Source organism: Roseovarius azorensis (assembly GCF_900109455.1).
Taxonomy (GTDB): Bacteria; Pseudomonadota; Alphaproteobacteria; order Rhodobacterales; family Rhodobacteraceae; genus Roseovarius; species Roseovarius azorensis.
The window spans coordinates 311,384-338,040 of record NZ_FOAG01000003.1 but is presented as its reverse complement, the minus strand read 5'-3'; the positions used below and the strand labels follow the sequence as shown (position 1 = coordinate 338,040).

Here is a 26,657-nt window from a genome sequence, read left to right as displayed (position 1 = left end):
GTCAATTCAGGTCGACGCTCTGGCGCATCTCGCCGGTGGCGCGGTCGAAGATCAGGATGCGGTTGTCGTCGGTCACCACCGCATACCAGCCCGGTCCCTGGGTAAAGGCGGTGGCGCGCGCGCCCTGGGGCAGGGTGATGCTGTCGGGCAGGTGGGGCATGGCGGGTGTGTCATTGCCCCAGAAGCGGGTGACAAGCAGGCCGACGATCACTAGAAGGCCGACAATCATCGTGGCGGTCAGCACCGTCACGAGCCGCGCCAGAAATTTCAGTGTCGCCGGGCTGACCGGCTGGGGGTTTTCATCCATGGGGCAAGACCCGCTCGTATTCCGGATCGGGGATGATCCGCCTCAGCGTCTTGATAAGGCGCTTTCGCGCGATGTGCCAGAGGCGGCGGCGCTGTCGCGCACGCGGCTGGCGCGGCTGCTGGAGGAGGGCGCGGTGCGGGTCGATGGCGCCGTGGTGCGCGAGGCCAAGGCGCGGGTGGTCGGGGGCGAGCTGATCGAGATCGTTCTGCCAGAGGCGTGCGAGAGTCATATGGCGCCAGAGGCGATCGTGCTGGCGGTGGTGCATGAGGACGACGACCTCATCGTCATCAACAAGCCCGCGGGCATGGTGGTGCATCCCGCGCCGGGCAGCCCGGAGGGCACATTGGTCAACGCGCTCTTGCATCATTGCGGCAATAGCCTGTCGGGGGTGGGTGGTGCGAAGCGGCCGGGGATCGTGCACCGGATCGACAAGGATACGAGCGGTCTGCTGGTGGTGGCCAAGTCGGACGCGGCGCATCAGGGGCTGGCGGCGCAGTTCGAGGCGCATAGCGTCGAGCGCGTCTATGCCGCCGTGGTGCATGGTGTGCCCGATGCCAGTGACCCGCGCCTGCGCGGGGTGCGCGGGGTCAGTTTCGAGCCGGGCAATATCCTGCGCATCGCCAGCCATCTGGCACGCCACAGGACCGACCGGCAGCGGCAGGCGGTGCAATTCGAGGGGGGTCGTCACGCGGTGACGCGGGTCCGGGTGACCGAGACATTCGGCGCGCCCCCGGCGGCGGCGCTGGTCGAGTGCTGGCTGGAGACCGGGCGCACCCATCAGATCCGGGTGCATCTGGCGCATGTGGGGCACGGGCTGATCGGCGATCCGGTCTATGGCGGGCGGCGCAGGCTGTCGGACAAGGCCCTGCCCGAGGGCGGGGCGGAGGCGGCGCGCGGGTTCGCGCGGCAGGCGCTGCATGCCGCGGTGCTGGGTTTTGTCCATCCGGTGAGCGGGCAGGCGTTGCGGTTCGAGGCACCGCTGCCCGCAGACATGGCGGCGCTGATCGCGGCGTTGCGCGGATGATGTGACAGGCGCGCAAGATCGTGTGAGGTTCTGTCACATTGCGGGTCATGCGACGGAAAGAGTTTAATTATGCGTTAATATTGGTGAGCTACAATACCTTGAAAGGACAGGGTTTGTTACCTAAATCAATGTTAACAATGCAAACATCAGGAGGGACGACAGCGTGGGAAATTACAAGAATCTGCCAGCACCGACTCCGGAGGGCGGGTTGAACCGCTATATGCAGGAGATCCGCAAGTTTCCGCTTTTGGAGCCGGAAGAGGAATACATGCTGGCCAAGCGCTGGGTCGAAGAGCAGGATACCGAGGCGGCACACAGGATGGTCACGAGCCATCTGAGGCTGGCGGCCAAGATCGCCATGGGCTATCGCGGCTATGGTCTGCCGCAGGCCGAGGTGATTTCCGAGGCCAATGTGGGTCTGATGCAGGCGGTCAAGCGGTTTGATCCCGAGCGGGGCTTTCGTCTGGCGACCTATGCGATGTGGTGGATCCGCGCCAGCATCCAGGAATATATCCTGCGCAGCTGGAGCCTGGTGAAACTGGGCACGACGAGCGCCCAGAAGAAGCTGTTTTTCAACCTGCGCAAGGCCAAGTCGAAGATCGGCGCGCTGGAAGAGGGCGATCTGCATCCCGATGCGGTCAAGAAGATCGCGCATGATCTGAGCGTCACCGAGGATGAGGTGATCAGCATGAACCGGCGCATGTCGGGGGCTGATGCGTCGCTCAATGCCACGGTGGGGGCCGAGGGCGAAGGGTCGATGCAGTGGCAGGACTGGCTGGAGGATGAGGATGCCGATCAGGCCGGGGATTACGAGCGGCGCGACGAGCTGGACGCGCGGCGCGAATTGCTGGCGCAGGCGATGGACGTGCTCAACGAGCGCGAGCGCGATATCCTGACCCAGCGGCGGCTGAGCGACGAGGCGATCACGCTGGAGGATCTGAGCGCGGAATACGATGTGAGCCGCGAACGGATCCGGCAGATCGAAGTGCGCGCGTTCGAGAAACTGCAAAAGCGGATGCGTGCGCTGGCGCAGGAAAAAGGCATGCTGACCAAGGCGTGAATGCTTGGCGCGGCGTGGCGGAACCCCTATCTCTCGCCTGCGGGCGGGAGATAGGGACAGGTGAATCGCGTTATGGCTGAACATGGGCAGACATTTGGGGCGGGGCGGCAGACCTTGGTGCTGCGCTGGATGTGCTGCGCGGCGATGGTGCTGCTTGCGGCCTGCGCGCCGCGTGTCACAGCGATGCGCGCGGCCCCGGATCCGGCGGCCACGATCCAGCCGGTTTTCGTGGCCACCGGGCGCAAGCTGGATCAGACCGGCCCGATCTTCGGGCTGGAGCGCAAGGAGGGGCTGCATTATTTCCGGGCCGATATCTCGATTCCGCCGACCCATCAGGTCGGACGGATCGAATGGCCCGAGGGTCCGCCCGACGCGGCGACGGATTTCGTGGTGACGCGCACCGAGGTGTTCGACCGGCCGGACCGGTTGCTGGCGGACATGCGCCGCGGCGGCGCGGGGACCGAGACGCTGGTCTATATTCACGGCTACAACAACACGCTCTCCGAGGCGATGTACCGGCTGGCGCAGATCAAGACCGATTTCGATATCGACATGCCGGGGCTGTTGTTCTCGTGGCCTTCGGCGGGGGATCCGCGCGGCTATATCTATGACCGCGATTCGGTGCTCTATGCCCGCGACGATCTGGCGGCGTTGCTGACGCGGCTGACCGCGCGACCGGGCGACAAGGTGTTTCTGCTGGCCCATTCGATGGGTGCGCAACTGACCATGGAGGCGCTGCGCCAGATCGCGCTGAGCGGCGACCGCACCCTGCTCAGCCGGATCAGCGGCGTGGTGCTGATGTCGCCCGATATCGACCCGGATGTGTTCCAGCGTCAGGCCGAGGCGATCGGCAAGCTGCCGCAGCCGTTCCTGATCTTTATCACCAAGGCGGATCGGGCACTGACGCTCTCGGGCTTTATCACCGGGCGCAAGCCGCGTCTCGGGGTGATCGACGCCGTCGACGAGGTCGAGCGCCCGGATGTGACGGTGATCGACTTTACCGCGCTTTCGGATGGCGAAGCCTATAATCATTACGTGCCGGTCACCTCGCCCGCGGCGATCAGCGTGCTCAACGGGATCATCGGGCAGGCGTCGCAGGGGGGCAGCGTGTTCCTGCGGGACATGACGCTGGCCCTGCCTTCGGTCAAGGCGGCGCGGCGCTGAGCGGCGCGGGTTTGACCACGGCCCGGCCCGTCGCATAGACTGTGGCGCGGATGACAGGAGAGCGGCATGGCCGGCGGATGGGCGCGCGACGGCGCGGTGAATGAACAGATCGAGGCGTCGATCGCGGACGAGTTGGCGCGGCTCAAGGCGCGGCGCGGGCCGCAGGGCGAGAGCCTGACGCATTGCGCGGAATGCGGGGAACCGATCCCCGAGGCACGGCGTGCGGCGCTGCCGGGGGTCAAGCTGTGCATCGACTGCCAGCAGGAGCGAGACCGCGCCTTTCAGGCGCGCGGCGGCATCAACCGGCGCGGATCGAAGGACAGCCAGTTGAAGTGAGGCGGGCCGGGTTTGGGGGCGCTGCCCCCCCTTGGCCTGCGGCCAATTCCCCCCGAGGTATTTCCGGCCAGATGAAGCCGCGCGGGTGCGCTCAGCCCTCCATCGCCTCCAGCTCGTCGATAAGCCCCGAGATCATCGACAGGCCCTTGTCCCAGAAGGCTGGATCGCTTGCGTCGAGGCCGAAGGGGGCGAGCAGGTCCTTGTGGTGTTTGGAGCCGCCTGCGCGGAGCATCTCGAAATACTTGTCCTGGAATCCGTCGGGGTTTTCCTCGTAGACCGCGTAGAGCGCGTTCACGAGGCCATCGCCGAAGGCATAGGCGTAGACGTAGAAGGGCGAGTGGACGAAATGCGGGATATAGGCCCAGAAGGTCTCATACCCCGGCATGAAGTCGAAGGCCGGCCCGAGGGATTCGGCCTGCACCGACATCCAGAGGGCGTTGATGTCGTCAGGGGTGAGTTCGCCCTCGCGGCGGGCGGCGTGGAGTTTGCATTCGAAATCGTAGAACGCGATCTGGCGGACCACGGTGTTGATCATGTCCTCGACCTTGCCCGCGAGCAGCACCTTGCGTTCGGCGTCGGTTTTCGCGCCCGCCAGCATCCGGCGGAAGGTGAGCATTTCGCCGAACACGCTGGCGGTTTCCGCGAGGGTGAGGGGGGTCGAGGCCAGCAGTTCGCCCTGAGCGGCGGCGAGGCGCTGATGCACGCCGTGCCCCAGCTCATGCGCCAGCGTCATCACGTCGCGCGGTTTGCCCAGGTAGTTGAGCATCACGTAGGGGTGGACATCGGTGACCGTGGGATGGGCAAAGGCGCCCGGCGCCTTGCCCGGTTTCACGCCCGCGTCGATCCAGCCCTTGTCGAAGAAGGGGTGCGCCAGATCGGCCATGCGCGGATCGAAGGCGGCATAGGCGCCCATCACCGTGTCGCGCGCCGCATCCCAGCCGACGATGCGGGGTTCCTCCATCGGCAGGGGGGCGTTGCGGTCCCAGATCTGCATGCGATCGAGCCCCAGCCATTTGCGTTTCAGCTCATAGTAGCGGTGGCTGAGCCTGGGATAGGCGGCGGTGACTGCGTTGCGCAGCGCCTCGACCACCTCGGGTTCGACATCGTTGGAGAGGTGGCGCGCGGTCTGGGGGGCAGGCATCCTGCGCCAGCGGTCGATGACCTCTTTTTCCTTGGCGGTGGTGTTGTGGACGCGGGCGAAGGTGCGGATATTCTCGCCAAAGACGCGCGCCAGTTCGCGTGCCGCAGCCTCGCGTTTGGCGCGGTCGGGATCGGTCAGCAGGTTGAGCGTGCTTTCGATGCCCATCTCCTCGCCCTCGACGGTAAAGCCGAGCCCGGCGATGGTTTCGTCAAAGAGCCGTTCCCAGGCGTCGCCCACCACGCCCAGATCGTGCAGGAATTTTTCCAGCTCATCGGACAGTTGGTAGGGTTTCATCGCGCGGATGCGGTCGAGCACGGGTTTGTAGCGGGCGAGATCGGCGTTCTGCGCATACATCCGCGTCAGCGCCGCCTCGTCCAGCCGGTTCAGTTCGAGCGAGAAGAAGACGAGCGGGGTGGTGTAGTTGGTGACCTTTTCCTGGCAGTCGGACATGAATTTCGCCCGCCCGCCGTCGATGGTCAGCTGATAGTAGCGCAGCCCGGCAAAGGACATGATGCGGCCCGCGATATTGCTGATCTTTTCGTCACGGTGCAGACATTTGAGCAGGCCAGCGGCGTCGAGGCTGGCCAGTTTGCCCTCGTAATCGGTGGCGAAATCGGCGCAGGCGGTTTGCAGCCAGTCGAGATCGCGTCTGATCTCGGGGGCGTCCTCGGCGGTGTAGAGGTCGCTCAGATCCCATTCCGGCAGCTTGCCCAGATCCTTGTTGCCTGATGTTGCGTTGGCGTCGCGGACGGGAAACGGCAGGTTGAGCATCTTGGCACCTCGGGTTGTGAATTTGCCCAGACATAGGCCGGGCGGGCGCGGGCCACAAGGGCCGGAACCCTTGCCATTCGCGCAGTGCCGGATAGGGTGGGCGGCAGATCAGAGGGGATTGCAGGCTATGAAATTTGCACGTTATGGAGAGCCGGGGCAGGAAAGGCCCGGCGTTCTGGATGCCGAGGGGCGGTTGCGCGATCTGTCGGGTGTGCTGCCGGATCTGGCGGGGGCGGTGCTGGGCGATCTGCCGCGGCTGAACCCCGAGAGCCTGCCGCTGGTCGACGGCGCGCCACGGCTGGGGCCGCCGGTGGCGCAGGTCGGCAAGCTGATCTGCATCGGGCTGAATTATACCGACCATGCCGCCGAACTGGGCGTGGGGCCCCCTGCGGACCCGGTGATCTTTCTCAAGGCGACCTCGGCCATCAACGGGCCCTTTGATCCGGTGAGCCTGCCGCGCGGTGCGGTCAGGGGCGACTGGGAGGTGGAGCTGGGCGTGGTGATCGGGCGGCGCGCCAAATATGTGAGCGAGGCACGCGCGCCGGAACATGTGGCGGGGTATACGATCATCAATGACGTGTCCGAACGCGGGCTTCAACTGGAGCGGTCGGGGCAGTGGACCAAGGGCAAGAGCTGTGACAGCTTTGCGCCGATGGGGCCGTGGCTGGTGACGCCGGATGAGTTGGACGACGTGCAGGCGCTTGACATGGCGGTTGAGGTCAATGGCGTGCGGATGCAGAGCGGCAATACGCGGCGCATGATTTTTTCCGTGGCGCAGATCGTCGCCTATCTGAGCGAGCTGATGACGCTGGAGCCGGGCGACGTGATCGCCACCGGCACGCCGCCGGGCGTGGGCATGGGTCACAAGCCGCCGCGCTATCTGGCCGAGGGGGACGAGATGGTATTGCGGATCAGCGGGCTTGGAGAACAGCGCTCGCCGGTGGTGCGGGACGAGTAGCGTTCGCGCTGCCGGAGCGGCCATAGAAGCGGCAGAGCAGGGTAAAGAGCCGCGCCCGCGTCTCGGGGGTGTCCATCAGCGTCTCGTGCCGCCCGCCCTCGACCATTTCCAGGTGGCCGCCGGGCCAGCGCGCCATGCGTTCCAGCACGCGGGGCACGTCGACGATCTGTTCGTCGCTGCCGAGGATGGTCAGGCAGGGCAGATCGGGTGAGGGGCGGCGGGCCAGGTCGCGGGTCTCGCGCAGCGCCTCGTGCAGCCAGCGCAGGCTGGGGCCGCCAAGGCCCAGTTCGGGATGGGCGCGAAGCTGGCGCGCCATGTAGTCATACATCTCGGGATCGTTGGTCAGCTTGTTGGTCTCGAACGGTTCGGTCAGCACGTAATGCTCGCCCGCCGTGCCGGGGGCGTAGAAATGGCTCATGCCCAGTTGCCGGCTGCTCCAGGACAGCGACCACGCCACCGGGCGCAGGGCGTCGGCCATCCTGATGCCCCACATCGGGCTGGAAAAGGCGCAGTCCTGCACGTCGAGCCCCAGCATCACCGCGCGCAGGCCGATGCCGCCGCCCATGGAATGCGCCAGAAGGTGCCAAGGGCGCGGCAGGTCGAGACGCCGCGCCGCGTCGGTCATCGCAGCGACATCAAGCTGGTAGTCGGCGAAATGATGCACATGGCCCGGCATGGGGTCGTCGAGCAGCCGGTCCGAGAGACCCTGACCGCGCCAGTCGATCACCAGCGTGGCATAACCGCAGGCGGCAAGATCAGCGGCGGCGCGACCGTATTTCTCGATATATTCGGTGCGGCCGGGAAACAGCAGAACCGTGCCCCTGGGCCCCGCGCGGTTCCATGCCCCGATCCGGATGCGCACGCCATCGGCGGCGGTCAGCCACCATGCCGCGCCGCCCTCGGGTCCCTCGGCCAGATCTGCAAGGAGCGGGGCCTCGTGCATCAGGCCAGGACGCTGCCCAGCTTCATCGCGAGGCCCATGTCGCCATCGACGCTGAGGCGGCCGGACATGAAGGCGGCGGTGGGGTCGAGATCGCCCTTGAGGATCGATTCGAACGTGTCGGCATCGGCACTGAGCGTCACATCGGCCTCGTCCTCGGCGGCGCGCGCACCGTTCTCGTCGATGACGATGGCGCCTTCGCCCTCGATCACGAATTTGGCGATGCCGTCAAAGCCTTCGCCGCCCATCTTGTCGTTGAGGGCGGTTACGGCCGCGGAAATCACGTCGCTCATCTGCGCTTCCTTTCACAATTGCGATGTCGGGGTTTTCATCCCGGCAATCTGCGTTAAACTCATGTCTGTTATGGGCGCAGCAATTCGCAATCTCAACCGTATCGTCGCGGCATTTCTGGCGGTAGTAACGTTTTCCATACCCGCCCCGGCGGCAGAGAACGCGCGGCTGGACGGGTTGTTTGAACAGCTGGCCGAAGCCGAGCCGCAGGACGCGCGGCGGATCGCCGCCGAGATCGACCTGGAATTCGCGAAATCCGGTTCGGCGGCGATGGATCTGCTGCTGCGGCGTGGCGAGGATGCGCTGGAGGCGGGCGATTCCGCAAGGGCGGTCGAACATCTGAGCGCGCTCATCGACCATGCGCCGGATTTCGCCGAGGCCTGGCATCTGCGCTCGGTCGCGTTCTTCAAGCAGCAACGCTATGGTCTCGCGCTCAATGACATCGAGCATGCGCTGGCGCTGGAGCCGCGCCATTACAATGCGATCTTCGGTCTGGGCGTTCTGCTGGAGGAGACGGGCCAGCACGATCTGGCGCAGGAGGCCTTTTTGCGCGCGCTGGCTATACATCCGCATCACGAGGACGTAACCAGCGCGCTGGAACGTGTGCGCCGCGAACTGGGCGGCAGGGATCTCTGAACAGGACAAGAAAGGCGGCGGATGTCTGATCAGTCAAGAACCCTTGCGGTTCTGGGCCCGACCAATACCGGCAAGACGCATTACGCGATCGAGCGGATGCTGGGATACCGGACCGGGATCATCGGCCTGCCGCTGCGTCTGCTGGCGCGCGAGGTCTATGACAAGATCGTCGCCGTTCGCGGGCCTTCTGTTGTGGCGCTTGTGACCGGCGAGGAACGGATCGTGCCCGAGCGCACGCAATACTGGGTCTGCACGGTCGAGGCGATGCCCGAGGGGATGGGCGCGGATTTCGTGGCGGTGGACGAGATTCAGCTTTGCGCCGATCCCGAGCGCGGGCATGTGTTCACCGACCGGCTGCTCAGGATGCGGGGGCTGCGCGAGACGCAGTTCCTGGGCAGTCACACGATGCGGCCCACGATTGCGGCGCTGGTGCCGGGGGTCGAGTTCCTGAGCCGCGAGCGGATGTCGCAGCTGAGTTACAGCGGGCCGAAGAAGATCGCGAGGATGCCCGCACGCAGCGCCATCGTCGGGTTCTCGGTCGAGAACGTCTATGCGATCGCCGAATTGCTGCGACGGCAGAAGGGAGGTGCCGCGGTGGTGATGGGGGCGCTCAGCCCGCGCACCCGCAATGCGCAGGTCGATCTCTATCAGAATGGCGATGTCGATTACCTGGTGGCGACGGACGCCATCGGGATGGGGTTGAACCTGGACATCGACCATGTGGCGTTTTCGTCGCTGACCAAGTTCGACGGACGCAGGATGCGGCAGTTGCAGCCAAATGAGCTGGGTCAGATCGCCGGGCGCGCGGGGCGGGGGATGAGCCATGGGACGTTCGGGGTGACGGGCGAGGCGCCCGACCTGGACCCGGAACTGGCGCAGGCGATCACCGAGCATCGTTTTGCCCCCGTCCGCAAGCTGGAATGGCGCAATGCGCGGCTGGCATACGGCTCGACGGCGGCGCTGATCGCATCGCTGGAGGCGCGGCCCGAGCACGAGTTGCTGGCGCGCGCCCGCGAGGCGGACGATCTGGGCGCGCTCAAGGCGCTGGCAGAGTTGCCCGACGTGGCGCGCCGCGCCAGCGACGCGCAGGCGGTGCGGCTGTTGTGGGATGTGTGCCGCATTCCAGATTTCCGGGGTATCAGCGCGGCCGAGCATGCGGGTCTGCTGGAAAGGATATTCTGCGATCTGGTGGAGTTCGGGCGGGTGCCCGACGACTGGCTGGCCGGGCAGGTCCGGCGCATAGACCGCACCGATGGCGATATCGACACGCTGTCGAAGCGGTTGGCATATATCCGCACATGGACCTATGTGGCGCAGCGAAAAGGCTGGGTCGATGACGAAAACCATTGGCGCGGCGCGACACGCGCGGTAGAAGACCGCCTGTCGGACGCGCTGCATGGGGCGCTGACCCAGAGATTTGTGGACCGGCGCACATCCGTGCTCTTGCGACGGCTCAAGCAGAAGGAGGCCATGGTGGCCGAGGTAAACGAGACAGGCGATGTGACCGTCGAGGGTGAATTCGTCGGACGGCTCGCCGGGTTCCGCTTTGTTCAGGACAGGACGGCGGCGGGAAACGAGGCGCGCACCTTGCAGCAGGCGAGTTTGCAGGCGCTCGCACCGCATTTCCATCTCAAGGCGGACCGGTTTTACAACGCGCCCGATACCGAGATCGATTTCACCGAGCAGGGCGGGCTTTTGTGGGGCAAGGAGGCGGTGGGCAAGCTGACCGCCGGGGCCGATGCGCTCAAGCCGCAGGTCGTTGCCTTTGTCGATGACGAGGCGGGGGCGGATGTGGCCGCCAAGGTGCAGCGCCGGTTGCAGCATTTCATCGACCGCAAGATCGCGACGCTGTTCGAGCCGCTGCTGAACATTCAGCGCGACGAGACACTGAGCGGTCTGGCGCGGGGGTTCGGGTTTCGCATGGTCGAGGGCTACGGCATCCTGCCGCGCGGCGAGGTGGCCGGTGAGGTCAAGGCGCTGGATCAGGAGGCGCGTGGCGCGCTGCGCAAGCATGGTATCCGGTTCGGGCAGTTCACGGTGTTCCTGCCGCTGCTGCTCAAGCCCGCGCCGACGCGGCTGCGGCTGGTGCTGTGGTCGCTGAGCAACGGGCTGGACGAATTCCCCGAGGCGCCGCCGCCGGGTCTGGTGACGGTGCCTGCGCATGACCATGCGCCCAAGGGTTATTTTACCATGGCGGGCTACCGCGCGGCGGGCGAGCGGGCGATTCGCATCGACATGCTGGAGCGGCTGGCGGACATGCTGCGCGGCGAGGACACGCGTGGCGGGTTCGAGGCCAAGGCAGACATGCTGTCGATCACCGGCATGACGCTGGAGCAGTTCGCCGGGTTGATGCAGGGGCTGGGCTACAAGGCAGAGCGCGGTGAGCGCGAAAAGGTCAAGCCGGTGGATCAGGCCATCGCCGAAGCGCCCGCCGATGCGGCTGAGGTGACAGAGACGACGGTGGGCGATGCGGCGGCGGAGATTGCGGACACGGGCGAAGCCGCGTTCCTGGCAGAGCCTGCCGCGCAGGCAGAGGTGCCCGCCGGGATTGCCGAGACGCCCGAGGAAGAACTGCCCCCCGGCGAGACGCCCGAGGTTGCCGCGCCGGAAGTGGAGGTTTTCTATACCTTCGCCTGGGCGCCGCGCGCCCATCGGCCCCGAGGCGAGCGCCCCGCGCAGGGCGCACGCGGCGCGCCGAATGCTGCGGGGGATCGGGGCAAGCAGGGGCGTCCCGGCAAGCCCAAGGGCAAGCCGGGCAAGGGCAAGCCGCGCGAAGGGCGTGAGGAGCAGGGCGCCAAGAGTTTCAGCGCGCGACCGGAGAAGAAGGATCGGATTGATCCCGACAATCCTTTTGCCGCGGCCCTGATGGGGCTGAGGACCAAGGGCTGATCTTGGACGTTTCCGGCGGCAAGATCCGGCTCGACAAGTGGCTGTGGCAGGCGCGGTTCTTCAAGACCCGCACGCTGGCGGCGAGAGAGGTGGCGGCGGGGCATGTGCGCGTGAACGGCGTGCGGGTGGTCAAGCCGGCGCAGGCTGTGGGTGTGGCGGATGTGCTGACGTTCGCGCAGGGCGCGCGGGTGCGGGTGGTGCGGATCGCGGCCCTGGGCACACGGCGCGGCCCGGCCCCCGAGGCGCAGGCGCTTTATGAGGATATCGGCGACCCGGTGCCGCGGGACAGCGTTCCGCCTGCGCCCCGATATGAGGGAAAAGGCCGCCCTACCAAGCGCGACCGGCGCAAACTCGATCTCAATGATCCCGGAGCGCTTGAATGATGCGCGGCTCTGGACTAGGTGGAGCGTGCCCCGGCAAATATGAGAGACGGCCATGACCTATATCGTGAACGACGCCTGTATCGCCTGCAAATATACCGACTGCGTCGAGGTGTGCCCGGTGGACTGTTTCTACGAGGGCGAGAACATGCTGGTCATTCATCCCGATGAATGTATCGACTGCGGCGTCTGCGAGCCGGAATGCCCTGCCGATGCGATCCGTCCCGATACCGAGCCGGACATGGAAAAATGGGTCGAGTTCAACCGCAAATATGCCGAGATGTGGCCGGTCATCATCACCAAGAAGGATCCGCTGCCTGATGCCGAGGAGCGTGACGGCGAGAGCGGCAAGCTGGAGAAGTATTTTTCCGAGGCCCCCGGCGAGGGCGGTTGAACCGGCGAAAACCAAACCGATTCGTTCAGGTTTACCTAAGGTAAATCGGGTTCGTGAGCCGTGATCGCAAAGGTGTGAACGATATAAGCCGTTTGTTTCAAATGCGAAATCACGGCATCGCGCAGAGCGGCCTTTCACCGGGCCGCTTTTTATGATACAATTCCGTAACAAACGCTGAAATGAATTGATCTCCACTCATCCGCGCTGCTGCCCGGGGGTGGATTTCTATACGGCAAATGCACATATACCGAGGACCATCCCGGCCCCTGGAATGTGTTTTTTGTGCGTCTGAACTGGCAGCCCTGCGAGGAAGACCTGAATGTCGAAGTCGAAAAAGACCGAGTTCCACCCTGACGATTACGTTGTTTACCCGGCCCATGGGGTCGGCCAGATCATCTCGATCGAAGAACAGGAAATTGCCGGCATCACGCTGGAACTGTTCGTGATCTCGTTCGAGAAGGACAAGATGACCCTGCGGGTGCCGACGAACAAGGCGACCGAAATCGGCATGCGTGGCCTGTCGAGCCCCGATGTCGTGTCCAAGGCGATGACCACGCTCAAGGGCAAGGCCAAGGTCAAGCGCGCGATGTGGTCGCGCCGGGCGCAGGAATACGAACAAAAAATCAATTCGGGCGATCTGATTGCGATCGCGGAGGTCGTGCGCGACCTGCACCGCAGCGACGATCAGCGCGAGCAGAGCTATTCCGAGCGTCAGCTTTACGAGGCGGCGCTGGAGCGTCTGACCCGCGAAGTGGCCGCCGTCAGCGGTGGCGACGAGGTGCTGGCCGCGCGGCAGGTGGACGAAGTGCTGGTGTCACGCGCCGCGTGATCCCTGCCGTTTCAAGGAAATGAGGCCGTGCCGCCGGGCGCGGCCTTTTCCATGGGATCAGGCCAGAAGGCTGAACAGGATCGCGATTTCGGCAAGCTGTTGGGTGGCGCCCAGGATATCGCCGGTCTGGCCGCCGATCCTGGCCCGTGCGATCAGGGCCAGCGCGAGGGTCGTCAGGGCCGCGACCGCGATGGCGCTCATCCCCGCGCCGCCCAGCAGCAAGAGCGTCATGACGAGCGCAATCGCCAGCCCGAGGGCGGCGGTTGAGCCGGGGGCGCGTCCGACGTTGTGCGACAGCCCCGTTGTGCGCGCATGCGGCAGGGCGGTCATCAGCAGCGGCATCATGGCGCGCGAGAGTGTGGCGCTGACGATCAGCGCGGAAGTCGCGGTGGCGGGGCTGACCTGATAAAGCATCCAGAGTGCCGACCAACGCGCGCCCAGCGACAGGCAGAGCGCGATGACGCCGTAGCTGCCGATATGGCTGTCCTTCATGATCTCTAACCGCCGCTCGGGCGTCCAGCCACCGCAGAGCCCGTCGGTGGTATCGGCCAGCGCGTCCTCGTGCAGCGCGCCGCTGAGCGCGATCATGAGGCTGAGCGCGACGAGCGCCGCGACCGGCGCGGGCAGGCCGAGCCAGAGCGCACCCAGACCGCCAAGCGCCGCCAGGCTGCCGATCAGCACCCCGGCCAGCGGATAGGCCCATGCCGCCCGCGCGCCGCGCGCCGTATCGCGCACCGGCATCGGCAGGCGACTGAGCAGCCCGAGCGCGAGCGGCACATCCCGAAATCGGATCAGGGCGGTGTCGGTTTCTGCCATGGTCTGCCCTTTTTCGGCTGGGGTGGGGGGCTGCCCTGCGATACAGAAGCGGGACAGGACATGCAATGAGGCCCGGATGCGCGCTGATTTTTCCTCTCTCGCCGAGTTTGCCGGGGTGCTGACGGCGTTGCCCGGTCCCGACGAGACGGCGCAGGCGCGCGCGCGGGCGCGCGACGCCATGCTGACCAAGCCGCCGGGCGCGCTGGGGCGGCTCGAGGAACTGGCGGTGTGGTACTGCGGTTGGCGGGGGGATGCGCGGGCGCGGGTTGCGGCGCCGCAGGTGGTGGTTTTCGCGGGCAATCACGGGGTGGTGGCCCAGGGTGTTTCGGCCTTTCCGCCGGAAGTCACCGCGCAGATGGTGGCCAATTTCGAGGCGGGCGGTGCGGCGGTCAATCAGTTGGCCGCCGTGGTCGGTGCGCGGATGGATGTGTGCGCGATTGATCTGGACCGGCCCACGGGTGACATCAGCGAAGGCCCGGCGATGTCCGAGGCCGAACTGGTTGCGGCGTTGCGGCTGGGATGGGAGGCGGTCGACGGGCAGGCCGATCTGCTGGTTGTCGGCGAGATGGGGATCGGCAACACGACGAGTGCGGCGGCAATCGCGCTGGCGCTCTACGGAGGCGATGCGGCAGGCTGGACCGGGCGCGGCACGGGGCTGGCGGATGACGCGCTGGCGCGCAAGGCGCGGGTCGTGGCGCGGGCGGTCGCGGTGAACGCGGGTTCGGGCGCGGGCGGGCTGGAGGTGTTGCGCCGACTGGGCGGGCGCGAACTGGCGGCGATGGCGGGCGCGATGGTGCGGGCAAGGATGGGGCGCATTCCGGTGGTGCTGGACGGGTTCATCTGCACCGCCGCCGCCGCCTGTCTGGAGGCGGCGCAGCCCGGTGCGCTGGATCATGCGGTGGCGGGCCATGTGAGTGCCGAGCCGGGTCATGCGCGGCTGCTGGAGCAGTTGGGCAAGGTGCCGCTGCTGTCGCTGGGGCTGCGGCTGGGCGAGGGATCGGGCGGGGTGCTGGCGATGGGCGTGGTGCAGGCGGCGCTGGCCTGTCATTCCGGCATGGCGACCTTTGCCGAGGCGGGGGTGTCGGAGGGGTAGGACGCAGCTTGACCCCATTCCGCGCAGGCAATACTGATCAAAACACTCGGATTAGGGCGGCAAGGAGCCGGGACCATGAATGAAGGCCTGTTGCATCGTCTGGCATGGGTGGTGGTGGCGCTTTGCGTGGCCCCGATCGTGGCGGCGGCGCTGGCGGCGCTGACCGGCGATCTGGAGACCTGGCGCGAGGTGCTGGCGAGCGTGCTGCCGCGCTATACGATGACGACGCTGGCTCTGGTGGCGATCGTCGGGCTGAGCACGGCGGTGATCGGATCGGTTGCGGCGTGGCTGGTGACGGTCTACCGCTTTCCGGGGGTGCGCACGCTGGAAGTGGCGCTGGCGCTGCCGCTGGCGTTTCCGGCCTATGTGATGGCCTATGCCTATACGCATATGTTGGATCATCCCGGCCCGGTGCAGACGGCGCTGAGGGCGGTGATGGGCTGGGGTCCGCGCGATTACTGGTTTCCCGAGGTGCGCAGTCTGGGCGGTGCGGCGCTGATGCTGACCATCGTTCTCTATCCCTATGTCTACCTGCTGGCGCGGGCCTCGTTCCGGCAGCAATCGGCCAATGCGTTCCTGGTGGCGCGCACGCTGGGACGCTCGCCGATACGGGCGTTCTGGCGGGTGGCGCTGCCGATGGCGCGACCGGCGATTGCGGGCGGGGCGCTGCTGGCGATCATGGAGACGATCGCCGATTTCGGCACGGTGGCGTTCTTCAACGTGCAGACCTTTGCCACCGGCATCTATCAGGCGTGGTTCGCGCTGGGCGACCGGGCGGCGGCGGCGCAGCTGGCGCTGTGCCTGCTGAGCTTTGCGCTGTTGCTGGCGGGGCTTGAGCGGGCGAGCCGGGGGCGGGCGCGCACCGCCGGGCGCGGCGCGCGGTTCGAGACGATGGAGCGTCCGGCGCTGCGCGGCGCGGCGGGCTGGGCGGCGTTTGCGTTCTGTTTTCTGCCGGTGCTGCTGGGGTTCATCGTTCCGGTGATCATGCTGGGGGTGATGGCGGTGGGATCGGGGCAGAATCTGCTGTCGCCGCGCTATGTCGGGTTCATGACCAATTCGGTGACGCTGGCGGGCGTCGCCGCCGTGCTGACGGTGCTGGGCGCGATTCTGGTCGGATTTCGCGCCCGCACGCGGCCGGGCCGCGCCTCGCGCTGGCTGGTGATCGGGGCCGGGGTTGGCTATGCGGTGCCCGGCGGCGTGATCGCGGTGGGGCTGATGGTGCCGATGGCGGCGCTGGACAATGCGGTGGATGCGTTCATGCGCGAGACCTTTGGCATCCGCACCGGGCTGTTGATCACCGGGTCGATCTGGTTGATGGTGATGGCCTATGTGGCGCGGTTCATGGCTGCGGCGCTCAATGCCTATGACAGTGGCATGGCGACGGTTCCCTGGCATTTCGACGCGGTGGGCCGGTCGCTCGGGCAGACCGGGCCGAAACTGTTGACACGGGTGCATCTGCCGGTGGCGCGCACCTCGGTGCTGACGGCGCTGCTGATCGTTTTCGTCGATGTGATGAAGGAACTGCCCGCCACGCTGATCCTGCATCCGTTCAATTTCCAGACGCTGGCGGTGCAGGCGCACCGGCTGGCCGCCGACGAGCGGCTGTCGGAGGCGGCGGTGCCCTCGCTGGTGCTGGTGGGCTTTGGCCTGATCCCGGTGTTGATCCTGTGCCGGACGCTGGGGCGCGAGGGGCAGGGCCGCAGCGCGGCGCAACTGGGCACGGCGATCTCGACGGGGTGAGGTGGGACGGCGCTGGTCAAGCCCGGCAATCCGTTGCATGAGAACGTATGGAGTCCTGGATCATCCTCTCGATTGCCGCCGCCGCGTTTCAGACGCTGCGATTCATGCTGCAGAAACATCTGAGCATGGGCGCGCTCAGCGCCGGGGGGGCGACGCTGGCGCGGTTCTTCTATTCCGCGCCGTTCGTCGTGGCGCTGGTATTCGGCTATCTGACATTACAGGGCGTGGCGTGGCCGGAGTATTCGGGCCGGTTCTGGATCTATGCCGTGGCGGGTGGTCTGTCGCAGATCCTTGCGACGTGGTGCGTTGTGGCGCTGTTTGCCGAGCGCAATTTCGCCGTGGGCATCACCTTCAAGAAAACCGAGGTCGTGCAGACCGCGCTTGTCGGCCTCGTGATCCTTGGTGACAGGATCACGGCGGCTGGGCTGGGCGCGATCACGCTGGGGCTGGCGGGTGTTCTGATCCTGTCCGAGACGCCGGGGCTGACGGGGCGCTGGTGGCGGCGTTTTGCCAATCGCGCGGCGCTTCTGGGGCTTGCCTCGGGGGCGTTTTTCGCTGTCTCGGCGGTGGGGTATCGCGGTGCCACGCTGGAGATCGCGAGCGCCGATCCGCTGCTGCGCGCGGGCCTGTCGCTGGCGGTGGTGACGGTGATGCAGGCGCTGGCGCTGTCGCTCTGGCTGATGTGGCGCGAGCCGGGGCAGGTGGGGCGGGTGATCGCCGCGCGGCGCACCGCCGTCTGGATGGGCCTGACCGGCATGGCGGGCAGCCTGTGCTGGTTCACCGCCTTCACGCTACAGAACGCGGCCTATGTGTTTGCCGTGGGGCAGGTCGAGGTGATCTTTTCGCTGATCGCCTCGGTGCTGTTCTTTGGTGAAAGGATCACCCGGCGCGAGGGGTGGGGAATCGCGCTGATCACGCTGTCGGTGATCGCTGTGGTGGCGCTCCGTTGAGGCGCAGAAAAAGGCTTTTCTCGTCATCGTTGCGAAAGAACGGGACAGAGGCGGGTGGCGTGCGGTCATGGGCGCGCGCGGCCACCTCGGCCAGAACCACCTCTGTGATGAAGGGCAGGTCAAACCGGCGCGCGTCCGCGAGCGGCACCCATTGCAGGTGGCTGAGTTCCTCGCAGGCTGCCGAGAAATCGTCGAGATCGCCGGTGATTGCCTCGGCATGAACCAGAAAGAACCGCGCATCGAACCGGCGCGGGCGACCGGGCGGGGTGATGGCGCGGAACACGAATTGCAGCGGGTCCGCCACCGGCAGGAGGCCGCGCGTCGCAAAGCCTGTCCAGTCCGGCGGGATGTCGCCGGGCCATGCGCCGGGGTGCCCGAGCGGGAGGCCGGTTTCCTCCCAGAGTTCGCGGATCGCGGCGACCGCGAGCGCACGGGAAAGGTCGCGCGCGCTGTCCTCGCGCAGCCGCTCGGCGCAGAGCGCGGGCAGGGGGCGCGCAAGCGGCACCTCGGCATCGCCCGGATCCACCGCACCGCCGGGAAAGACGAATTTGTTGGGCATGAAGGCGGCGGTCGCGCCGCGCTGGCCCATCAGGACATGCGGGCGGCTTTCGGCGTCACGCAGCACGATCACCGTCGCGGCGTCGCGCAGGGCGGATTTGTCGTGCTCCGTGCCGGTCATCGTGGCCCTCCTGTCAAGCGGGCCTAGGCGCGGTTTCCGAACCCATGCATCAGCCGGGCCCATTGGAAGGCCACGATCGCCCCTTTCAGTCTGGGCAGAAGGTAGAGAGACAGCGCGATCGTGCCAATAGCGAATATGGTGAACAGCACCAGCGGTTCGGGCCGCCACTGCACGAAGACGATATGCAGCAGCGGGGCCATCAGGTGCCCGACGAGAAGAATCGTCAGGTAGGCGGGCCCGTCATCGGCGCGGTGGTGGCTGAGATCCTCGCGGCAGACCGGGCAGGTGTCGCGCACCTTGAGATAGCTCTTGAGCATCGGGCCGCTGCCGCAATTGGGGCATTTGCGGGAAAAACCCCTGCGCAGCGCGGGCCAGAGGTCACGGTCCGTGGAGAGGGCGGCGGTCGAATCGCGCATGATCATCCTCGTGTCAGAATACCGTCTATGTGGCGCAGCTCACGCCGGAATGAAAGATGCAGGTCAGAGATTGCGTCGCGATGTCGCAAAGCCGGGTCTGTGCGGCGCGGCATTGCGCCGGAATTTCGGGCAATCGCGCCGGAAGTCCGGGTGCCTTGCGTATCAGGCAGGTAAGCGGTCGCAGAGTGCGGCGCGTTTCACGGGATCGCCACGATCATCTTTGAAGGAGATATCACGATGAAGACCACTGTCTTGACAGCCGCCCTGGCCGCGACCGTTCTGGTCGGCGGGGTCGGTATTGCCCATGCCGGGAGCCACATGGGCAAGATGGGGCACGGGATGCGGATGCAGCACAGTTTCGAGGAACTGGATGCCGATGGGGACGGCACGATCACGTCCGAGGAAATGGCGGCGCATATGCAGGCGCGTTTCGAGGGGGCCGATACCGATGGCGATGGCGCGCTCTCGCGCGACGAGCTGATCGCGCGGATGACGGAGCGTCAGGCAGAGCGCATCGCGGCCTATGCCGATCACATGATCGAGCGGCATGATGCCAATGGCGACGGGATGCTCAGCCCCGACGAAATGCGGGCGGGCCAGAGCGAGCGGATGTTCAAGCGTATCGACGCCGATGGCGACGGTGCGATCAGCGAAGAAGAGTTTTCCAGGATGCGCGAGATGCATGGCAAGCGCCATGGCAAGAAGGCCACGGAATAATTCCGGGCAGGGGGCGGCGGCGTTGGTGCCGCCCCTCGTCGTCGGTACTGGTCAGGGCCGGGTCTGAAGGATACGCTTGGGGACGATGGAGATGCCATTTGACGCCATGGGCGAGACGCCGGACGAGGCCCTGCTGGTGCTCTTCGCCAATGGCGACGGGGCGGCGGCGCGGGTGCTGACGCAGCGTCTGACACCGCGGGTGATGGCGCATGCCTACCGCCTGCTCGGGCAGCATGCCGAGGCCGAGGATGTGACGCAGGAGGCGATGCTGCGGCTCTGGAAACAGGCCCCCGACTGGCGACAGGGCGAGGCGAAGGTCAGCACATGGCTCTACCGCGTGGTGGCCAACCTGTGCATCGACCGCCGGCGGCGCATGCGCAGCGTGGCGCTTGACGCGATCCCCGAACCCGAGGACGGGCGGGCCAGCGCGGCGGACACCCTGCAGGATCGCGCGCGGGCCGAGGCGTTGCAGGCCGCGCTGGACGGATTGCCGGACCGGCAGCGGCAGGCGGTGGTATTGCGCCACATCGAGGGGCTGGCCAATCCCGAGATCGCGGCGATCATGGAGATCACCGTGGAAGCGGTGGAAAGCCTGACCTCGCGTGGCAAGCGGGCACTGGCGGCGGCGCTCACGGAGCGGCAAGAGGAGTTGGGATATGCCGATGAAGGATGAAGAGCGGGACATGAACGGGCTGGAGGCCTATTTTGACGCCGCCCGCGCAGAGCGCGCGGCGCCCTCGGCTGACCTGATGGCGCGGATCATCGCGGATGCGCAGGCGGTGCAGATGGCGGCCCGCAGCCCCGCGCCACGCCGACGCGCGGGGCTGGGAGAACAGTTCTACCGGCTGATCGGTGGCTGGCCGGCAATGGCCGGGCTTGCCACCGCGGCGGTGGCCGGGGTCTGGCTGGGCACGAGCCTGCCCGAGGGGCTGCTTGGCCCCGGTGAGGCGGCTTATCTGGTGGATGTGACCCCGGAACTGGCGTTTGATCTGGCGGGGGGGGATTTCTGATGGCGGATACACCGGATACGGCCGGGCGGATGAAACCCTGGATGCGGGGGCTGTTGATCGTGTCGCTCGCGCTCAATATCCTGGTGCTGGGGCTGGCCGGGGGCTGGGTGCTGCGACATGGCGGGGTGCATGGCGGGCATCCGTCGCGGCTGGACATGGCGGGGGGGCCGCTGACCCGCGCGCTGAGCGACGAGGATCGCCGCGAGATCGGACGCAGGATGCGGCAGGCCTACCGCGAGGGGCAGGGCGCGCACGGCGGAATGCGCGCGAGTTTCGATGCGCTGGTGGCGGATCTGCGCGCCGTGCCGTTCGAGCCGGAGCGGGTGGCCGCGAGGATGCGCGAGCAGCGCGAGGGATTTGCCGCCCGCTTCGAGATGGGGCAGCAGGTGCTGCTGGAGCATCTGGCGCAGATGAGCGACGCCGAACGCGCCGCCTATGCCGACCGGGTGCAGGCGCGGATCGACGAATATCGCGCAAGGCGTGCGCACAAGGCGCAGGATTGAGGCCGGTATCGGGACCGGGCCGGACCCTCAGAAACGCTCGGCGCGCAGGACTTCGCAATCGGTGACACAGACCACGCCGATATGGCGCTCGACCACGGCAAAGGCGGCCTTGAGCAGCGCATCGAGCCGCTCTGGGCGGATGATGCAGATCACCTGCACCATGCCGCTGGCGGGGCTGACCTGACCGGAGCGGGACCATTCGCCGGAACGACCGGACCCGCCCAGAACCGGCAGGATGGAATAGCCCGTGACGCCCGCCTTGTGCAGCGCGTCGGTGAGGCGGGACTGCATCACCCGTTCGATGGTGATTTCCACGCGCTTGGCCTGATGGGTCTGCATCGGATCAGCCTCCGGTCGCGGCGCTGGCAAGCGCGAGATAGAGCGGGATGCCGAGCGTCAGGTTGAAGGGAAAGGTCACGCCGAGCGAGAGCGTGAGATAGATCGAGGGGTTGGCCTCGGGCAGGGCCACGCGCATGGCGGCGGGCACGGCGATATAGCTGGCAGAGGCCGAAAGAACCATCATCAACGCCGTGCCGCCGGTCGACAGGCCGAGTGTGAGCGCGGCGAGCAGGCCGGCGAGGCCGCCCAGCATGGGCATGACGAGGCCAAAGGCAACCGCCCCTAAACCCAGCACGCCGCGCCCCTGGCGCAGGCCGCGCCCGGCGACCAGGCCCATATCGAGGAGAAAGAGACAGAGCACGCCCTTGAACGGGGCGACGACGAAGCTGGAAATCTCTGCCAGTCCCTCGGGTCCGGTGATCCAGCCGATCAGAAATGCGCCTACCAGCAGCACGATGGAGCCGTTGAGCAGGATTTCGCGCCAGAGTTTCGCATCCATCCGCCCGCCGCCCTCGCCGCGGGAGATGAGCCAGAGCGCAGAGAGGATCGCCGGGGCCTCCATCGCGGCGGCGACGGCGACCATGTAGCCCTCGGATGCGATGCCCTGGCTGTCGAGCATGGAAGTGGCGGCAACGAAGGTGACGATGGAGATCGAGCCGTAATGCGCGGCCACCGCGGCGGCATTGAGCCGGTCGAGGCGCGACATCACGCGCAGGAGGGCGAAGGCGATGAGCGGGAGCAGTGCCGAGAGGACCACCCCGGCGATCAGCGCCCCGCCGAGCGAGAGATCGACGCCGTGATCGGCGACGCTGACCCCGCCCTTGAAGCCGATGGCGAAGAGCAGGTAGATCGACAGCGCCTTGGCCGCCGCCTCTGGCACCGAGAGGTCGGAGCGTGCGAGCGAGGCGGCGAGACCCAGGGCGAAGGACAGCACGATGGGCGAGAGAAGGTTGTCTGCCGCGAGGGCGAGGCTGTCTGGCATGGATCTTTCCGTCCCGGCTTGGTTTTCCGGGATATAGACTATGCTGCGCTGCGGCAGAAGAGGGTGAGGGAAAAAAATCGCAGTCAGGGGATAGGGCGATTGCTGCGGTGCGCCAATGAAAAGAGCGGCCCGATCCGGGTCATCCCGGGTGGCTGACGCCCCCCGGCTGTGTCTGGCGGGAGCATCGGGAGCCTGCCGGTTGAGGTCTGCCCGCACGCTCCGGGGCTGGGGCGCTTGGTGATTTTTGGTGTTGGGCTTTGTGACCTGCCTCTGATGACATGTCATCCGGGATGGGTCACAACCGTTCCGGCTGTTCATGGCGGGAGGGGCGTGTCGGCGGTCTGCCGTTTGTATCCTGTCCGTTCTTGCCAGGGCTTTTCTGCTCTGAGCCTTGTCACCTGTCTCTCATGACATGTCATCCGGGGCGGGTCACAACCGTACCGGCCCCTTCCGCAGAGGGGCGGGTGCGTCAGGGGTACGCTGCCAGAGTCCTGCCCGGCACCCCTCGGGTGCCGGAGCGGTCAGCGGTTCATGCCCCGCCGCGGTCTGCCCGCAATACCGTCTGATCGTCGATCATGCCGCCGATCCGGCGAGGTTGCGCAGCACGTAGTGCAGCACGCCGCCGTGTTCGACATATTCCTTTTCGATTGCGGTATCGATCCGGCATTTGAGCGTGATCTCACGGGTGGCGCCATCCGCGTAGGTGATCGTGCAGGGCACCTCTTGCAGCGGTTTCACGCTGTCGAGGCCGGAGATTGATACGGTTTCGTCGCCGGTGAGTTTCAGCGTCTTGCGGGTGTCGCCGCCGGTGAATTCGAACGGGATGACCCCCATGCCGACGAGGTTGGAGCGGTGGATCCGCTCGAAGTTCTCGGCGATCACCGCCTTGACCCCCAGGAGCGCCGTGCCCTTGGCGGCCCAGTCGCGCGAGGAGCCCGCGCCATATTGTTCGCCGCCGAAGATCACCAGCGGCGTGCCCGCCGCCTGATAGGCCATCGAGGCGTCGAAGATCGAGGTCTGCTGCCCGTCTGGCCCCTTGGTATAGCCGCCCTCGACCCCGTCGAGCATCTCGTTGCGGATACGGATATTGGCGAAGGTGCCGCGCATCATCACCTCGTGATTGCCGCGCCGCGAGCCGTAGGAGTTGAATTCGCGCACCGGCACCTGCCGTTCGGTGAGGTATTTGCCGGCGGGTGTGGTTTCCTTGAACGATCCGGCGGGCGAGATGTGATCGGTGGTGACCATATCCCCCAGAAGCGCCAGGATACGCGCACCCTCGATGTTCGAGATCGTGCCCGGCTCTCTGGACATGCCCTTGAAATAGGGTGGATTCTGGACATAGGTCGATTGTGCGGGCCAGTCATAGGTTTCGCCCTCCGAGGTCTCGACCGACTGCCATTTCTCGTCGCCCTTGAAGACGTCGGCATATTTCGACTGGAACGCCTCTCGGGTTACGGTCGCCTCGACCAGTTCGGCGATCTCTTTCTGGCTGGGCCAGATGTCCTTGAGATAGACCGGATTGCCGTCCTTGCCGGTGCCGAGCGGCTCTGTGGCGAGGTCGATGTTCATGTCGCCCGCGATGGCGTAGGCCACGACGAGGGGCGGCGAGGCCAGATAGTTGGCGCGCACGTCCGGTGAAATGCGGCCCTCGAAGTTGCGGTTGCCCGAAAGCACCGAGGTGGCGATCAGATCGCCCTCGGCGATGGCCTCGGAGATTTCCTTTTGCAGGGGGCCGGAGTTGCCGATGCAGGTGGTGCAGCCATAGCCCACGAGGTTGAAGCCGATGGCGTCGAGATCCTCTTGCAGGCCAGCCGCCTCGAGATAATGCGACACGACCTGAGAGCCGGGCGCGAGCGAGGTCTTGACCCAGGGTTTGCGGTTGAGGCCGAGCGCGCGCGCCTTGCGGGCGACAAGGCCCGCGCCGATCATCACGTAGGGGTTCGAGGTGTTGGTGCAGGAGGTGATCGAGGCGATCACGACAGAGCCGTCGCGGATCGCATAATCCTCGCCTTTGACCCTGACCGATTTGCGCGGGTCGATCAGCGCATCGGGTGCCGGGCCTTCGGCGGCCATGGCCTCGGCGGCCTGGCTGTGGTTCTCGCCGCGATAGTCCGAGACCACGTCAAAGAAGGACGCCGCCGCCTTGTCGAGGGCGACGTAATCCTGCGGGCGTTTGGGGCCGGAAATGGCAGGCACGATGGTGCCCATGTCAAGGCTGAGCGTGTCGGTATAGACCGGCGCGTAATCCGCGCCGCGCCAGAAACCGTTTTCCTTGGCATAGGCCTCGACCAGGGCGATGCGGGCCTCGTCGCGACCGGTCTGGCGCAGGTAGCGCAGGGTTTCGTCGTCGATCGGGAAAAAGCCGCAGGTGGCGCCGTATTCGGGGGCCATGTTGGCGATGGTGGCGCGGTCCGCCAGCGGCAGGTGATCGAGACCCGCGCCGTAGAATTCGACGAATTTGCCAACCACGCCCTTCTTGCGCAGCAGTTCCACGACCTTGAGCACCAGATCGGTGCCGGTGGTGCCCTCGATCATCTGGCCGGTCAGCTCAAAGCCGACAACCTCGGGGATGAGCATGGAAATCGGCTGGCCCAGCATCGCCGCCTCTGCCTCGATCCCGCCCACGCCCCAACCGAGCACGGCCGCGCCGTTGACCATTGTGGTGTGGCTGTCGGTGCCCACCAGCGTGTCAGGATATGCCACGACCTCGCCGTTCTGGTCGGTGTCGGTCCAGACCGTCTGGGCGAGGTATTCGAGGTTGACCTGGTGGCAGATGCCGGTGCCCGGCGGCACGACACGGAAATTGTTGAACGCGCCCTGGCCCCATTTGAGGAACTGGTAGCGTTCCATGTTGCGTTCATATTCGCGGTCGACGTTCATCTGAAAGGCGCGGGGATTGCCAAATTCGTCGATCATCACCGAGTGGTCGATCACGAGGTCCACGGGATTGAGCGGGTTGATCTGCTGGGCGTCGCCGCCCAGCGCCTTGATCCCGTCGCGCATCGCCGCCAGATCCACCACCGCCGGAACGCCGGTGAAATCCTGCATCAGCACGCGCGCCGGGCGATAGGCCAGTTCGCGGTTGGCGTGTCCGCCGTTTTCCGCCCATTCGGAGAACGCCTGGATGTCGTCGGTCGAGACGGTCTTGCCATCCTCGAAGCGCAGCATGTTTTCCAGCACCACCTTGAGGGCGGCGGGCAGGCGCGAGAAATCGCCGAGACCGGCGTCTTCGGCGGCCCGGATCGAGTAATAGGCGACGGTCTGATCGCCGACAGTGAGGGATTTGCGGGTCTTCGAGCTGTCTTGTCCGACGCTGATGGGCATGGGAGCCGTCCTTTCACGTTCGAGGCTGGATCACTTGCCCCGCTTCTGACCGATTTGGGTGTGCCGATCAAGAGGGGCGCGCGTTTTTTTGTATACTATTGCACACAATAAAGTTCCTGTTTCACGATATCACCGCTGTCTCTCGAAACGTTGATTGGTTATGATGGCCGGAGAAGCCTAGATTGCACCCATAGCGACGTGGTTTCGATCAATCGGGATGAACATTTTATAATGCGACATATTCTTGCCAGCCTTTGCACGGCTTTCATGATCCTTTCTCCTGGCGGTGGTGTTCTGGCCGGCGATCGGTCGGTTGTGGTCGAACTCTTTACATCTCAGGGTTGCCCCTATTGTCCGCCCGCGGACGCATTGCTTGAGCAACTGGCGTTGCGCGACGATGTCGTGGCGCTCGCGCTGCATGTGGATTACTGGGATTACATCGGCTGGAAGGATACGTTCGGCAGTCCGGAGCACAGCGCCCGGCAGCGCGGCTATGCCAGTGCGGGCGATCGCAAGATGGTCTATACGCCGCAGATGATCGTCAACGGGCGGGATCATGTTGTGGGCACACGGCTGACGGATGTGACCGATCTCATCGACAGGCAACTGGCCACGATGCGCGAGGATATTGCCGTAGAGGTGACGCGCAACGAGGGGCTGGTGCATATCCGCGCAGAGGTGGAGACGCCGCGCGACATGCCGCTCATGGTGCAACTGCTGCGTTACATTCCCAGCGAGACGGTCGAGATCGAGCATGGCGAGAATGCGGGCCGCACGGTGACCTATACCAATATCGTGACTGAATTAGAGCAGCTGGCCGAATGGGACAGCCACACGCCGCTGGATCTGGAGGTGGCGATCAACGGGTCGGATCCTGTGGTCGTCCTGCTGCAATATCCTGACTTTGGCACCATTGAGGCGGTTGCGCATCTGCGCTGAGGCGGGGTGCAGAAGGTCGGGGGGCGTCC

Annotated in this window: 28 protein-coding genes; 18 read left to right on the top strand and 10 right to left on the bottom strand. The window is 66.1% G+C overall.

Going from position 1 to position 26,657, the window contains the following annotated elements:
* Position 1: 1 nt before the first annotated feature.
* Entirely contained in the window at positions 2-307 is a 306-nt protein-coding gene (locus BSG08_RS07085; RefSeq protein ID WP_093034197.1) for a DUF6476 family protein, read from the bottom strand.
* On the opposite strand from BSG08_RS07085, the gene BSG08_RS07080 reads away from it, so the two are divergent.
* The 4 genes from BSG08_RS07080 (at position 306) to BSG08_RS07065 (ending at position 3,891) form a co-directional block, all read left to right on the top strand.
* Entirely contained in the window at positions 306-1,331 is a 1,026-nt protein-coding gene (locus BSG08_RS07080; RefSeq protein WP_093034194.1) for an RluA family pseudouridine synthase, read from the top strand. The two genes, BSG08_RS07085 and BSG08_RS07080, sit on opposite strands and share 2 nt — an antisense overlap.
* Before the next feature lie 163 nt (positions 1,332-1,494).
* Positions 1,495-2,391 carry an RNA polymerase sigma factor RpoH gene (gene rpoH, locus BSG08_RS07075; protein ID WP_093034191.1) on the top strand — a complete coding sequence of 299 codons (897 nt, stop codon included), beginning with the start codon at positions 1,495-1,497 and terminating at the stop codon, positions 2,389-2,391.
* A 72-nt stretch (positions 2,392-2,463) separates the two neighbouring features.
* A complete protein-coding gene (locus tag BSG08_RS07070; RefSeq protein WP_245770615.1) occupies positions 2,464-3,555 on the top strand; it encodes an alpha/beta hydrolase in 1,092 nt (363 codons plus the stop codon).
* 66 nt (positions 3,556-3,621) lie between these two features.
* On the top strand, positions 3,622-3,891 hold the full coding sequence (locus tag BSG08_RS07065; RefSeq protein WP_093034188.1) for a DksA/TraR family C4-type zinc finger protein: 270 nt from the start codon (positions 3,622-3,624) through the stop codon (positions 3,889-3,891).
* 91 nt (positions 3,892-3,982) lie between these two features.
* On the opposite strand, the gene BSG08_RS07060 is transcribed toward BSG08_RS07065, so the two are convergent.
* The gene (locus BSG08_RS07060) at positions 3,983-5,803 is read right to left on the bottom strand and encodes a M3 family oligoendopeptidase (RefSeq protein ID WP_093034185.1); all 1,821 of its coding nucleotides are present in this window, start codon (positions 5,801-5,803) and stop codon (positions 3,983-3,985) included.
* A 127-nt stretch (positions 5,804-5,930) separates the two neighbouring features.
* On the opposite strand from BSG08_RS07060, the gene BSG08_RS07055 reads away from it, so the two are divergent.
* Positions 5,931-6,761, top strand: coding sequence for a fumarylacetoacetate hydrolase family protein (locus tag BSG08_RS07055; RefSeq protein ID WP_093034182.1), 831 nt, complete (start codon positions 5,931-5,933; stop codon positions 6,759-6,761).
* Here BSG08_RS07055 and BSG08_RS07050 read toward each other — a convergent pair.
* Both BSG08_RS07050 and BSG08_RS07045 read right to left on the bottom strand, forming a co-directional pair.
* Complete coding sequence (locus BSG08_RS07050) at positions 6,715-7,704, bottom strand: alpha/beta fold hydrolase (RefSeq protein ID WP_093034179.1); 990 nt, start codon at positions 7,702-7,704, stop codon at positions 6,715-6,717. The two genes, BSG08_RS07055 and BSG08_RS07050, sit on opposite strands and share 47 nt — an antisense overlap.
* Positions 7,704-7,994, bottom strand: coding sequence for an SCP2 sterol-binding domain-containing protein (locus BSG08_RS07045; protein ID WP_093034176.1), 291 nt, complete (start codon positions 7,992-7,994; stop codon positions 7,704-7,706). The genes BSG08_RS07050 and BSG08_RS07045 overlap by 1 nt, the downstream gene beginning before the upstream one ends.
* A gap of 70 nt (positions 7,995-8,064) precedes the next feature.
* On the opposite strand from BSG08_RS07045, the gene BSG08_RS07040 reads away from it, so the two are divergent.
* From BSG08_RS07040 to BSG08_RS07020, 5 genes are all read left to right on the top strand, one after another.
* A complete protein-coding gene (locus BSG08_RS07040; RefSeq protein WP_093034173.1) occupies positions 8,065-8,628 on the top strand; it encodes a tetratricopeptide repeat protein in 564 nt (187 codons plus the stop codon).
* Between the two features lie 21 nt (positions 8,629-8,649).
* Complete coding sequence (locus BSG08_RS07035) at positions 8,650-11,517, top strand: helicase-related protein (protein WP_093034170.1); 2,868 nt, start codon at positions 8,650-8,652, stop codon at positions 11,515-11,517.
* Positions 11,518-11,519: 2 nt separating this feature from the next.
* Positions 11,520-11,900: an RNA-binding S4 domain-containing protein gene (locus BSG08_RS07030; RefSeq protein WP_093034167.1), complete on the top strand. Its 381-nt coding sequence runs from the start codon at positions 11,520-11,522 to the stop codon at positions 11,898-11,900.
* Between the two features lie 52 nt (positions 11,901-11,952).
* On the top strand, positions 11,953-12,291 hold the full coding sequence (gene fdxA, locus BSG08_RS07025) for a ferredoxin FdxA (RefSeq protein WP_093034163.1): 339 nt from the start codon (positions 11,953-11,955) through the stop codon (positions 12,289-12,291).
* Between the two features lie 319 nt (positions 12,292-12,610).
* Positions 12,611-13,120, top strand: a complete 510-nt coding sequence (locus tag BSG08_RS07020) for a CarD family transcriptional regulator (protein WP_093034161.1) — start codon at positions 12,611-12,613, stop codon at positions 13,118-13,120.
* A gap of 57 nt (positions 13,121-13,177) precedes the next feature.
* Here BSG08_RS07020 and cobS read toward each other — a convergent pair whose 3' ends face one another.
* A complete protein-coding gene (cobS, locus tag BSG08_RS07015; RefSeq protein ID WP_093034318.1) occupies positions 13,178-13,936 on the bottom strand; it encodes an adenosylcobinamide-GDP ribazoletransferase in 759 nt (252 codons plus the stop codon).
* Positions 13,937-14,012: 76 nt separating this feature from the next.
* On the opposite strand from cobS, the gene cobT reads away from it, so the two are divergent.
* The 3 genes from cobT to BSG08_RS07000 all read left to right on the top strand — a co-directional run bounded on the left by cobT (position 14,013) and on the right by BSG08_RS07000 (position 17,719).
* Complete coding sequence (gene cobT, locus BSG08_RS07010; protein WP_093034158.1) at positions 14,013-15,029, top strand: nicotinate-nucleotide--dimethylbenzimidazole phosphoribosyltransferase; 1,017 nt, start codon at positions 14,013-14,015, stop codon at positions 15,027-15,029.
* Between the two features lie 75 nt (positions 15,030-15,104).
* Positions 15,105-16,769 (top strand): ABC transporter permease, encoded by a 1,665-nt coding sequence (locus tag BSG08_RS07005; RefSeq protein ID WP_093034155.1) that lies wholly within the window; start codon positions 15,105-15,107, stop codon positions 16,767-16,769.
* Between the two features lie 47 nt (positions 16,770-16,816).
* The gene (locus BSG08_RS07000; RefSeq protein WP_093034152.1) at positions 16,817-17,719 is read left to right on the top strand and encodes a DMT family transporter; all 903 of its coding nucleotides are present in this window, start codon (positions 16,817-16,819) and stop codon (positions 17,717-17,719) included.
* On the opposite strand, the gene BSG08_RS06995 is transcribed toward BSG08_RS07000, so the two are convergent.
* Together BSG08_RS06995 and BSG08_RS06990 are read right to left on the bottom strand one after the other, a co-directional pair.
* Positions 17,682-18,398, bottom strand: a complete 717-nt coding sequence (locus BSG08_RS06995) for an NUDIX hydrolase (protein WP_093034149.1) — start codon at positions 18,396-18,398, stop codon at positions 17,682-17,684. The genes BSG08_RS07000 and BSG08_RS06995 overlap by 38 nt on opposite strands.
* A gap of 23 nt (positions 18,399-18,421) precedes the next feature.
* A complete protein-coding gene (locus BSG08_RS06990; RefSeq protein WP_093034315.1) occupies positions 18,422-18,814 on the bottom strand; it encodes a DUF983 domain-containing protein in 393 nt (130 codons plus the stop codon).
* A gap of 237 nt (positions 18,815-19,051) precedes the next feature.
* Between BSG08_RS06990 and BSG08_RS06985 the strand changes: the two genes are divergently transcribed.
* The 4 genes from BSG08_RS06985 to BSG08_RS06970 all read left to right on the top strand — a co-directional run bounded on the left by BSG08_RS06985 (position 19,052) and on the right by BSG08_RS06970 (position 21,044).
* Positions 19,052-19,531 carry an EF-hand domain-containing protein gene (locus BSG08_RS06985; RefSeq protein WP_093034146.1) on the top strand — a complete coding sequence of 160 codons (480 nt, stop codon included), beginning with the start codon at positions 19,052-19,054 and terminating at the stop codon, positions 19,529-19,531.
* A gap of 85 nt (positions 19,532-19,616) precedes the next feature.
* Positions 19,617-20,204 carry an RNA polymerase sigma factor gene (locus BSG08_RS06980; protein ID WP_093034143.1) on the top strand — a complete coding sequence of 196 codons (588 nt, stop codon included), beginning with the start codon at positions 19,617-19,619 and terminating at the stop codon, positions 20,202-20,204.
* Complete coding sequence (locus tag BSG08_RS06975; RefSeq protein WP_245770614.1) at positions 20,188-20,541, top strand: hypothetical protein; 354 nt, start codon at positions 20,188-20,190, stop codon at positions 20,539-20,541. Before BSG08_RS06980 ends, BSG08_RS06975 begins: the two co-directional genes overlap by 17 nt.
* Positions 20,541-21,044 (top strand): periplasmic heavy metal sensor, encoded by a 504-nt coding sequence (locus BSG08_RS06970; protein ID WP_093034137.1) that lies wholly within the window; start codon positions 20,541-20,543, stop codon positions 21,042-21,044. The genes BSG08_RS06975 and BSG08_RS06970 overlap by 1 nt, the downstream gene beginning before the upstream one ends.
* Before the next feature lie 27 nt (positions 21,045-21,071).
* On the opposite strand, the gene BSG08_RS06965 is transcribed toward BSG08_RS06970, so the two are convergent.
* The 3 genes from BSG08_RS06965 to acnA form a co-directional block, all read right to left on the bottom strand.
* On the bottom strand, positions 21,072-21,383 hold the full coding sequence (locus tag BSG08_RS06965) for a P-II family nitrogen regulator (protein ID WP_093034134.1): 312 nt from the start codon (positions 21,381-21,383) through the stop codon (positions 21,072-21,074).
* A gap of 4 nt (positions 21,384-21,387) precedes the next feature.
* The gene (locus tag BSG08_RS06960; protein WP_093034132.1) at positions 21,388-22,365 is read right to left on the bottom strand and encodes a sodium-dependent bicarbonate transport family permease; all 978 of its coding nucleotides are present in this window, start codon (positions 22,363-22,365) and stop codon (positions 21,388-21,390) included.
* A gap of 573 nt (positions 22,366-22,938) precedes the next feature.
* Entirely contained in the window at positions 22,939-25,689 is a 2,751-nt protein-coding gene (gene acnA / locus BSG08_RS06955; protein WP_093034129.1) for an aconitate hydratase AcnA, read from the bottom strand.
* 231 nt (positions 25,690-25,920) lie between these two features.
* On the opposite strand from acnA, the gene BSG08_RS06950 reads away from it, so the two are divergent.
* Entirely contained in the window at positions 25,921-26,628 is a 708-nt protein-coding gene (locus BSG08_RS06950; RefSeq protein ID WP_093034126.1) for a DUF1223 domain-containing protein, read from the top strand.
* Positions 26,629-26,657: the final 29 nt, after the last annotated feature.

Bases quoted from the DNA above. Each gene is read 5' to 3' on its own strand.
- BSG08_RS06965 (WP_093034134.1), bottom strand. From the start codon at position 21,383: ATGCAGACCCATCAGGCCAAGCGCGTGGAAATCACCATCGAACGGGTG.
- BSG08_RS07080 (WP_093034194.1), top strand. From the start codon at position 306: ATGGGGCAAGACCCGCTCGTATTCCGGATCGGGGATGATCCGCCTCAG.
- cobS (WP_093034318.1), bottom strand. From the start codon at position 13,936: ATGGCAGAAACCGACACCGCCCTGATCCGATTTCGGGATGTGCCGCTC.
- BSG08_RS06995 (WP_093034149.1), bottom strand. From the start codon at position 18,398: ATGACCGGCACGGAGCACGACAAATCCGCCCTGCGCGACGCCGCGACG.
- BSG08_RS07070 (WP_245770615.1), top strand. From the start codon at position 2,464: ATGGCTGAACATGGGCAGACATTTGGGGCGGGGCGGCAGACCTTGGTG.
- BSG08_RS06975 (WP_245770614.1), top strand. From the start codon at position 20,188: ATGCCGATGAAGGATGAAGAGCGGGACATGAACGGGCTGGAGGCCTAT.
- BSG08_RS06950 (WP_093034126.1), top strand. From the start codon at position 25,921: ATGCGACATATTCTTGCCAGCCTTTGCACGGCTTTCATGATCCTTTCT.
- BSG08_RS07040 (WP_093034173.1), top strand. From the start codon at position 8,065: ATGGGCGCAGCAATTCGCAATCTCAACCGTATCGTCGCGGCATTTCTG.
- fdxA (WP_093034163.1), top strand. From the start codon at position 11,953: ATGACCTATATCGTGAACGACGCCTGTATCGCCTGCAAATATACCGAC.
- BSG08_RS07045 (WP_093034176.1), bottom strand. From the start codon at position 7,994: ATGAGCGACGTGATTTCCGCGGCCGTAACCGCCCTCAACGACAAGATG.
- BSG08_RS07005 (WP_093034155.1), top strand. From the start codon at position 15,105: ATGAATGAAGGCCTGTTGCATCGTCTGGCATGGGTGGTGGTGGCGCTT.
- BSG08_RS07085 (WP_093034197.1), bottom strand. From the start codon at position 307: ATGGATGAAAACCCCCAGCCGGTCAGCCCGGCGACACTGAAATTTCTG.
- BSG08_RS06985 (WP_093034146.1), top strand. From the start codon at position 19,052: ATGAAGACCACTGTCTTGACAGCCGCCCTGGCCGCGACCGTTCTGGTC.
- BSG08_RS07060 (WP_093034185.1), bottom strand. From the start codon at position 5,803: ATGCTCAACCTGCCGTTTCCCGTCCGCGACGCCAACGCAACATCAGGC.
- BSG08_RS06960 (WP_093034132.1), bottom strand. From the start codon at position 22,365: ATGCCAGACAGCCTCGCCCTCGCGGCAGACAACCTTCTCTCGCCCATC.
- BSG08_RS07000 (WP_093034152.1), top strand. From the start codon at position 16,817: ATGGAGTCCTGGATCATCCTCTCGATTGCCGCCGCCGCGTTTCAGACG.
- BSG08_RS06990 (WP_093034315.1), bottom strand. From the start codon at position 18,814: ATGCGCGATTCGACCGCCGCCCTCTCCACGGACCGTGACCTCTGGCCC.
- BSG08_RS06970 (WP_093034137.1), top strand. From the start codon at position 20,541: ATGGCGGATACACCGGATACGGCCGGGCGGATGAAACCCTGGATGCGG.
- acnA (WP_093034129.1), bottom strand. From the start codon at position 25,689: ATGCCCATCAGCGTCGGACAAGACAGCTCGAAGACCCGCAAATCCCTC.
- BSG08_RS06980 (WP_093034143.1), top strand. From the start codon at position 19,617: ATGGAGATGCCATTTGACGCCATGGGCGAGACGCCGGACGAGGCCCTG.
- BSG08_RS07065 (WP_093034188.1), top strand. From the start codon at position 3,622: ATGGCCGGCGGATGGGCGCGCGACGGCGCGGTGAATGAACAGATCGAG.
- BSG08_RS07050 (WP_093034179.1), bottom strand. From the start codon at position 7,704: ATGCACGAGGCCCCGCTCCTTGCAGATCTGGCCGAGGGACCCGAGGGC.
- cobT (WP_093034158.1), top strand. From the start codon at position 14,013: ATGCGCGCTGATTTTTCCTCTCTCGCCGAGTTTGCCGGGGTGCTGACG.
- BSG08_RS07055 (WP_093034182.1), top strand. From the start codon at position 5,931: ATGAAATTTGCACGTTATGGAGAGCCGGGGCAGGAAAGGCCCGGCGTT.
- BSG08_RS07020 (WP_093034161.1), top strand. From the start codon at position 12,611: ATGTCGAAGTCGAAAAAGACCGAGTTCCACCCTGACGATTACGTTGTT.
- BSG08_RS07035 (WP_093034170.1), top strand. From the start codon at position 8,650: ATGTCTGATCAGTCAAGAACCCTTGCGGTTCTGGGCCCGACCAATACC.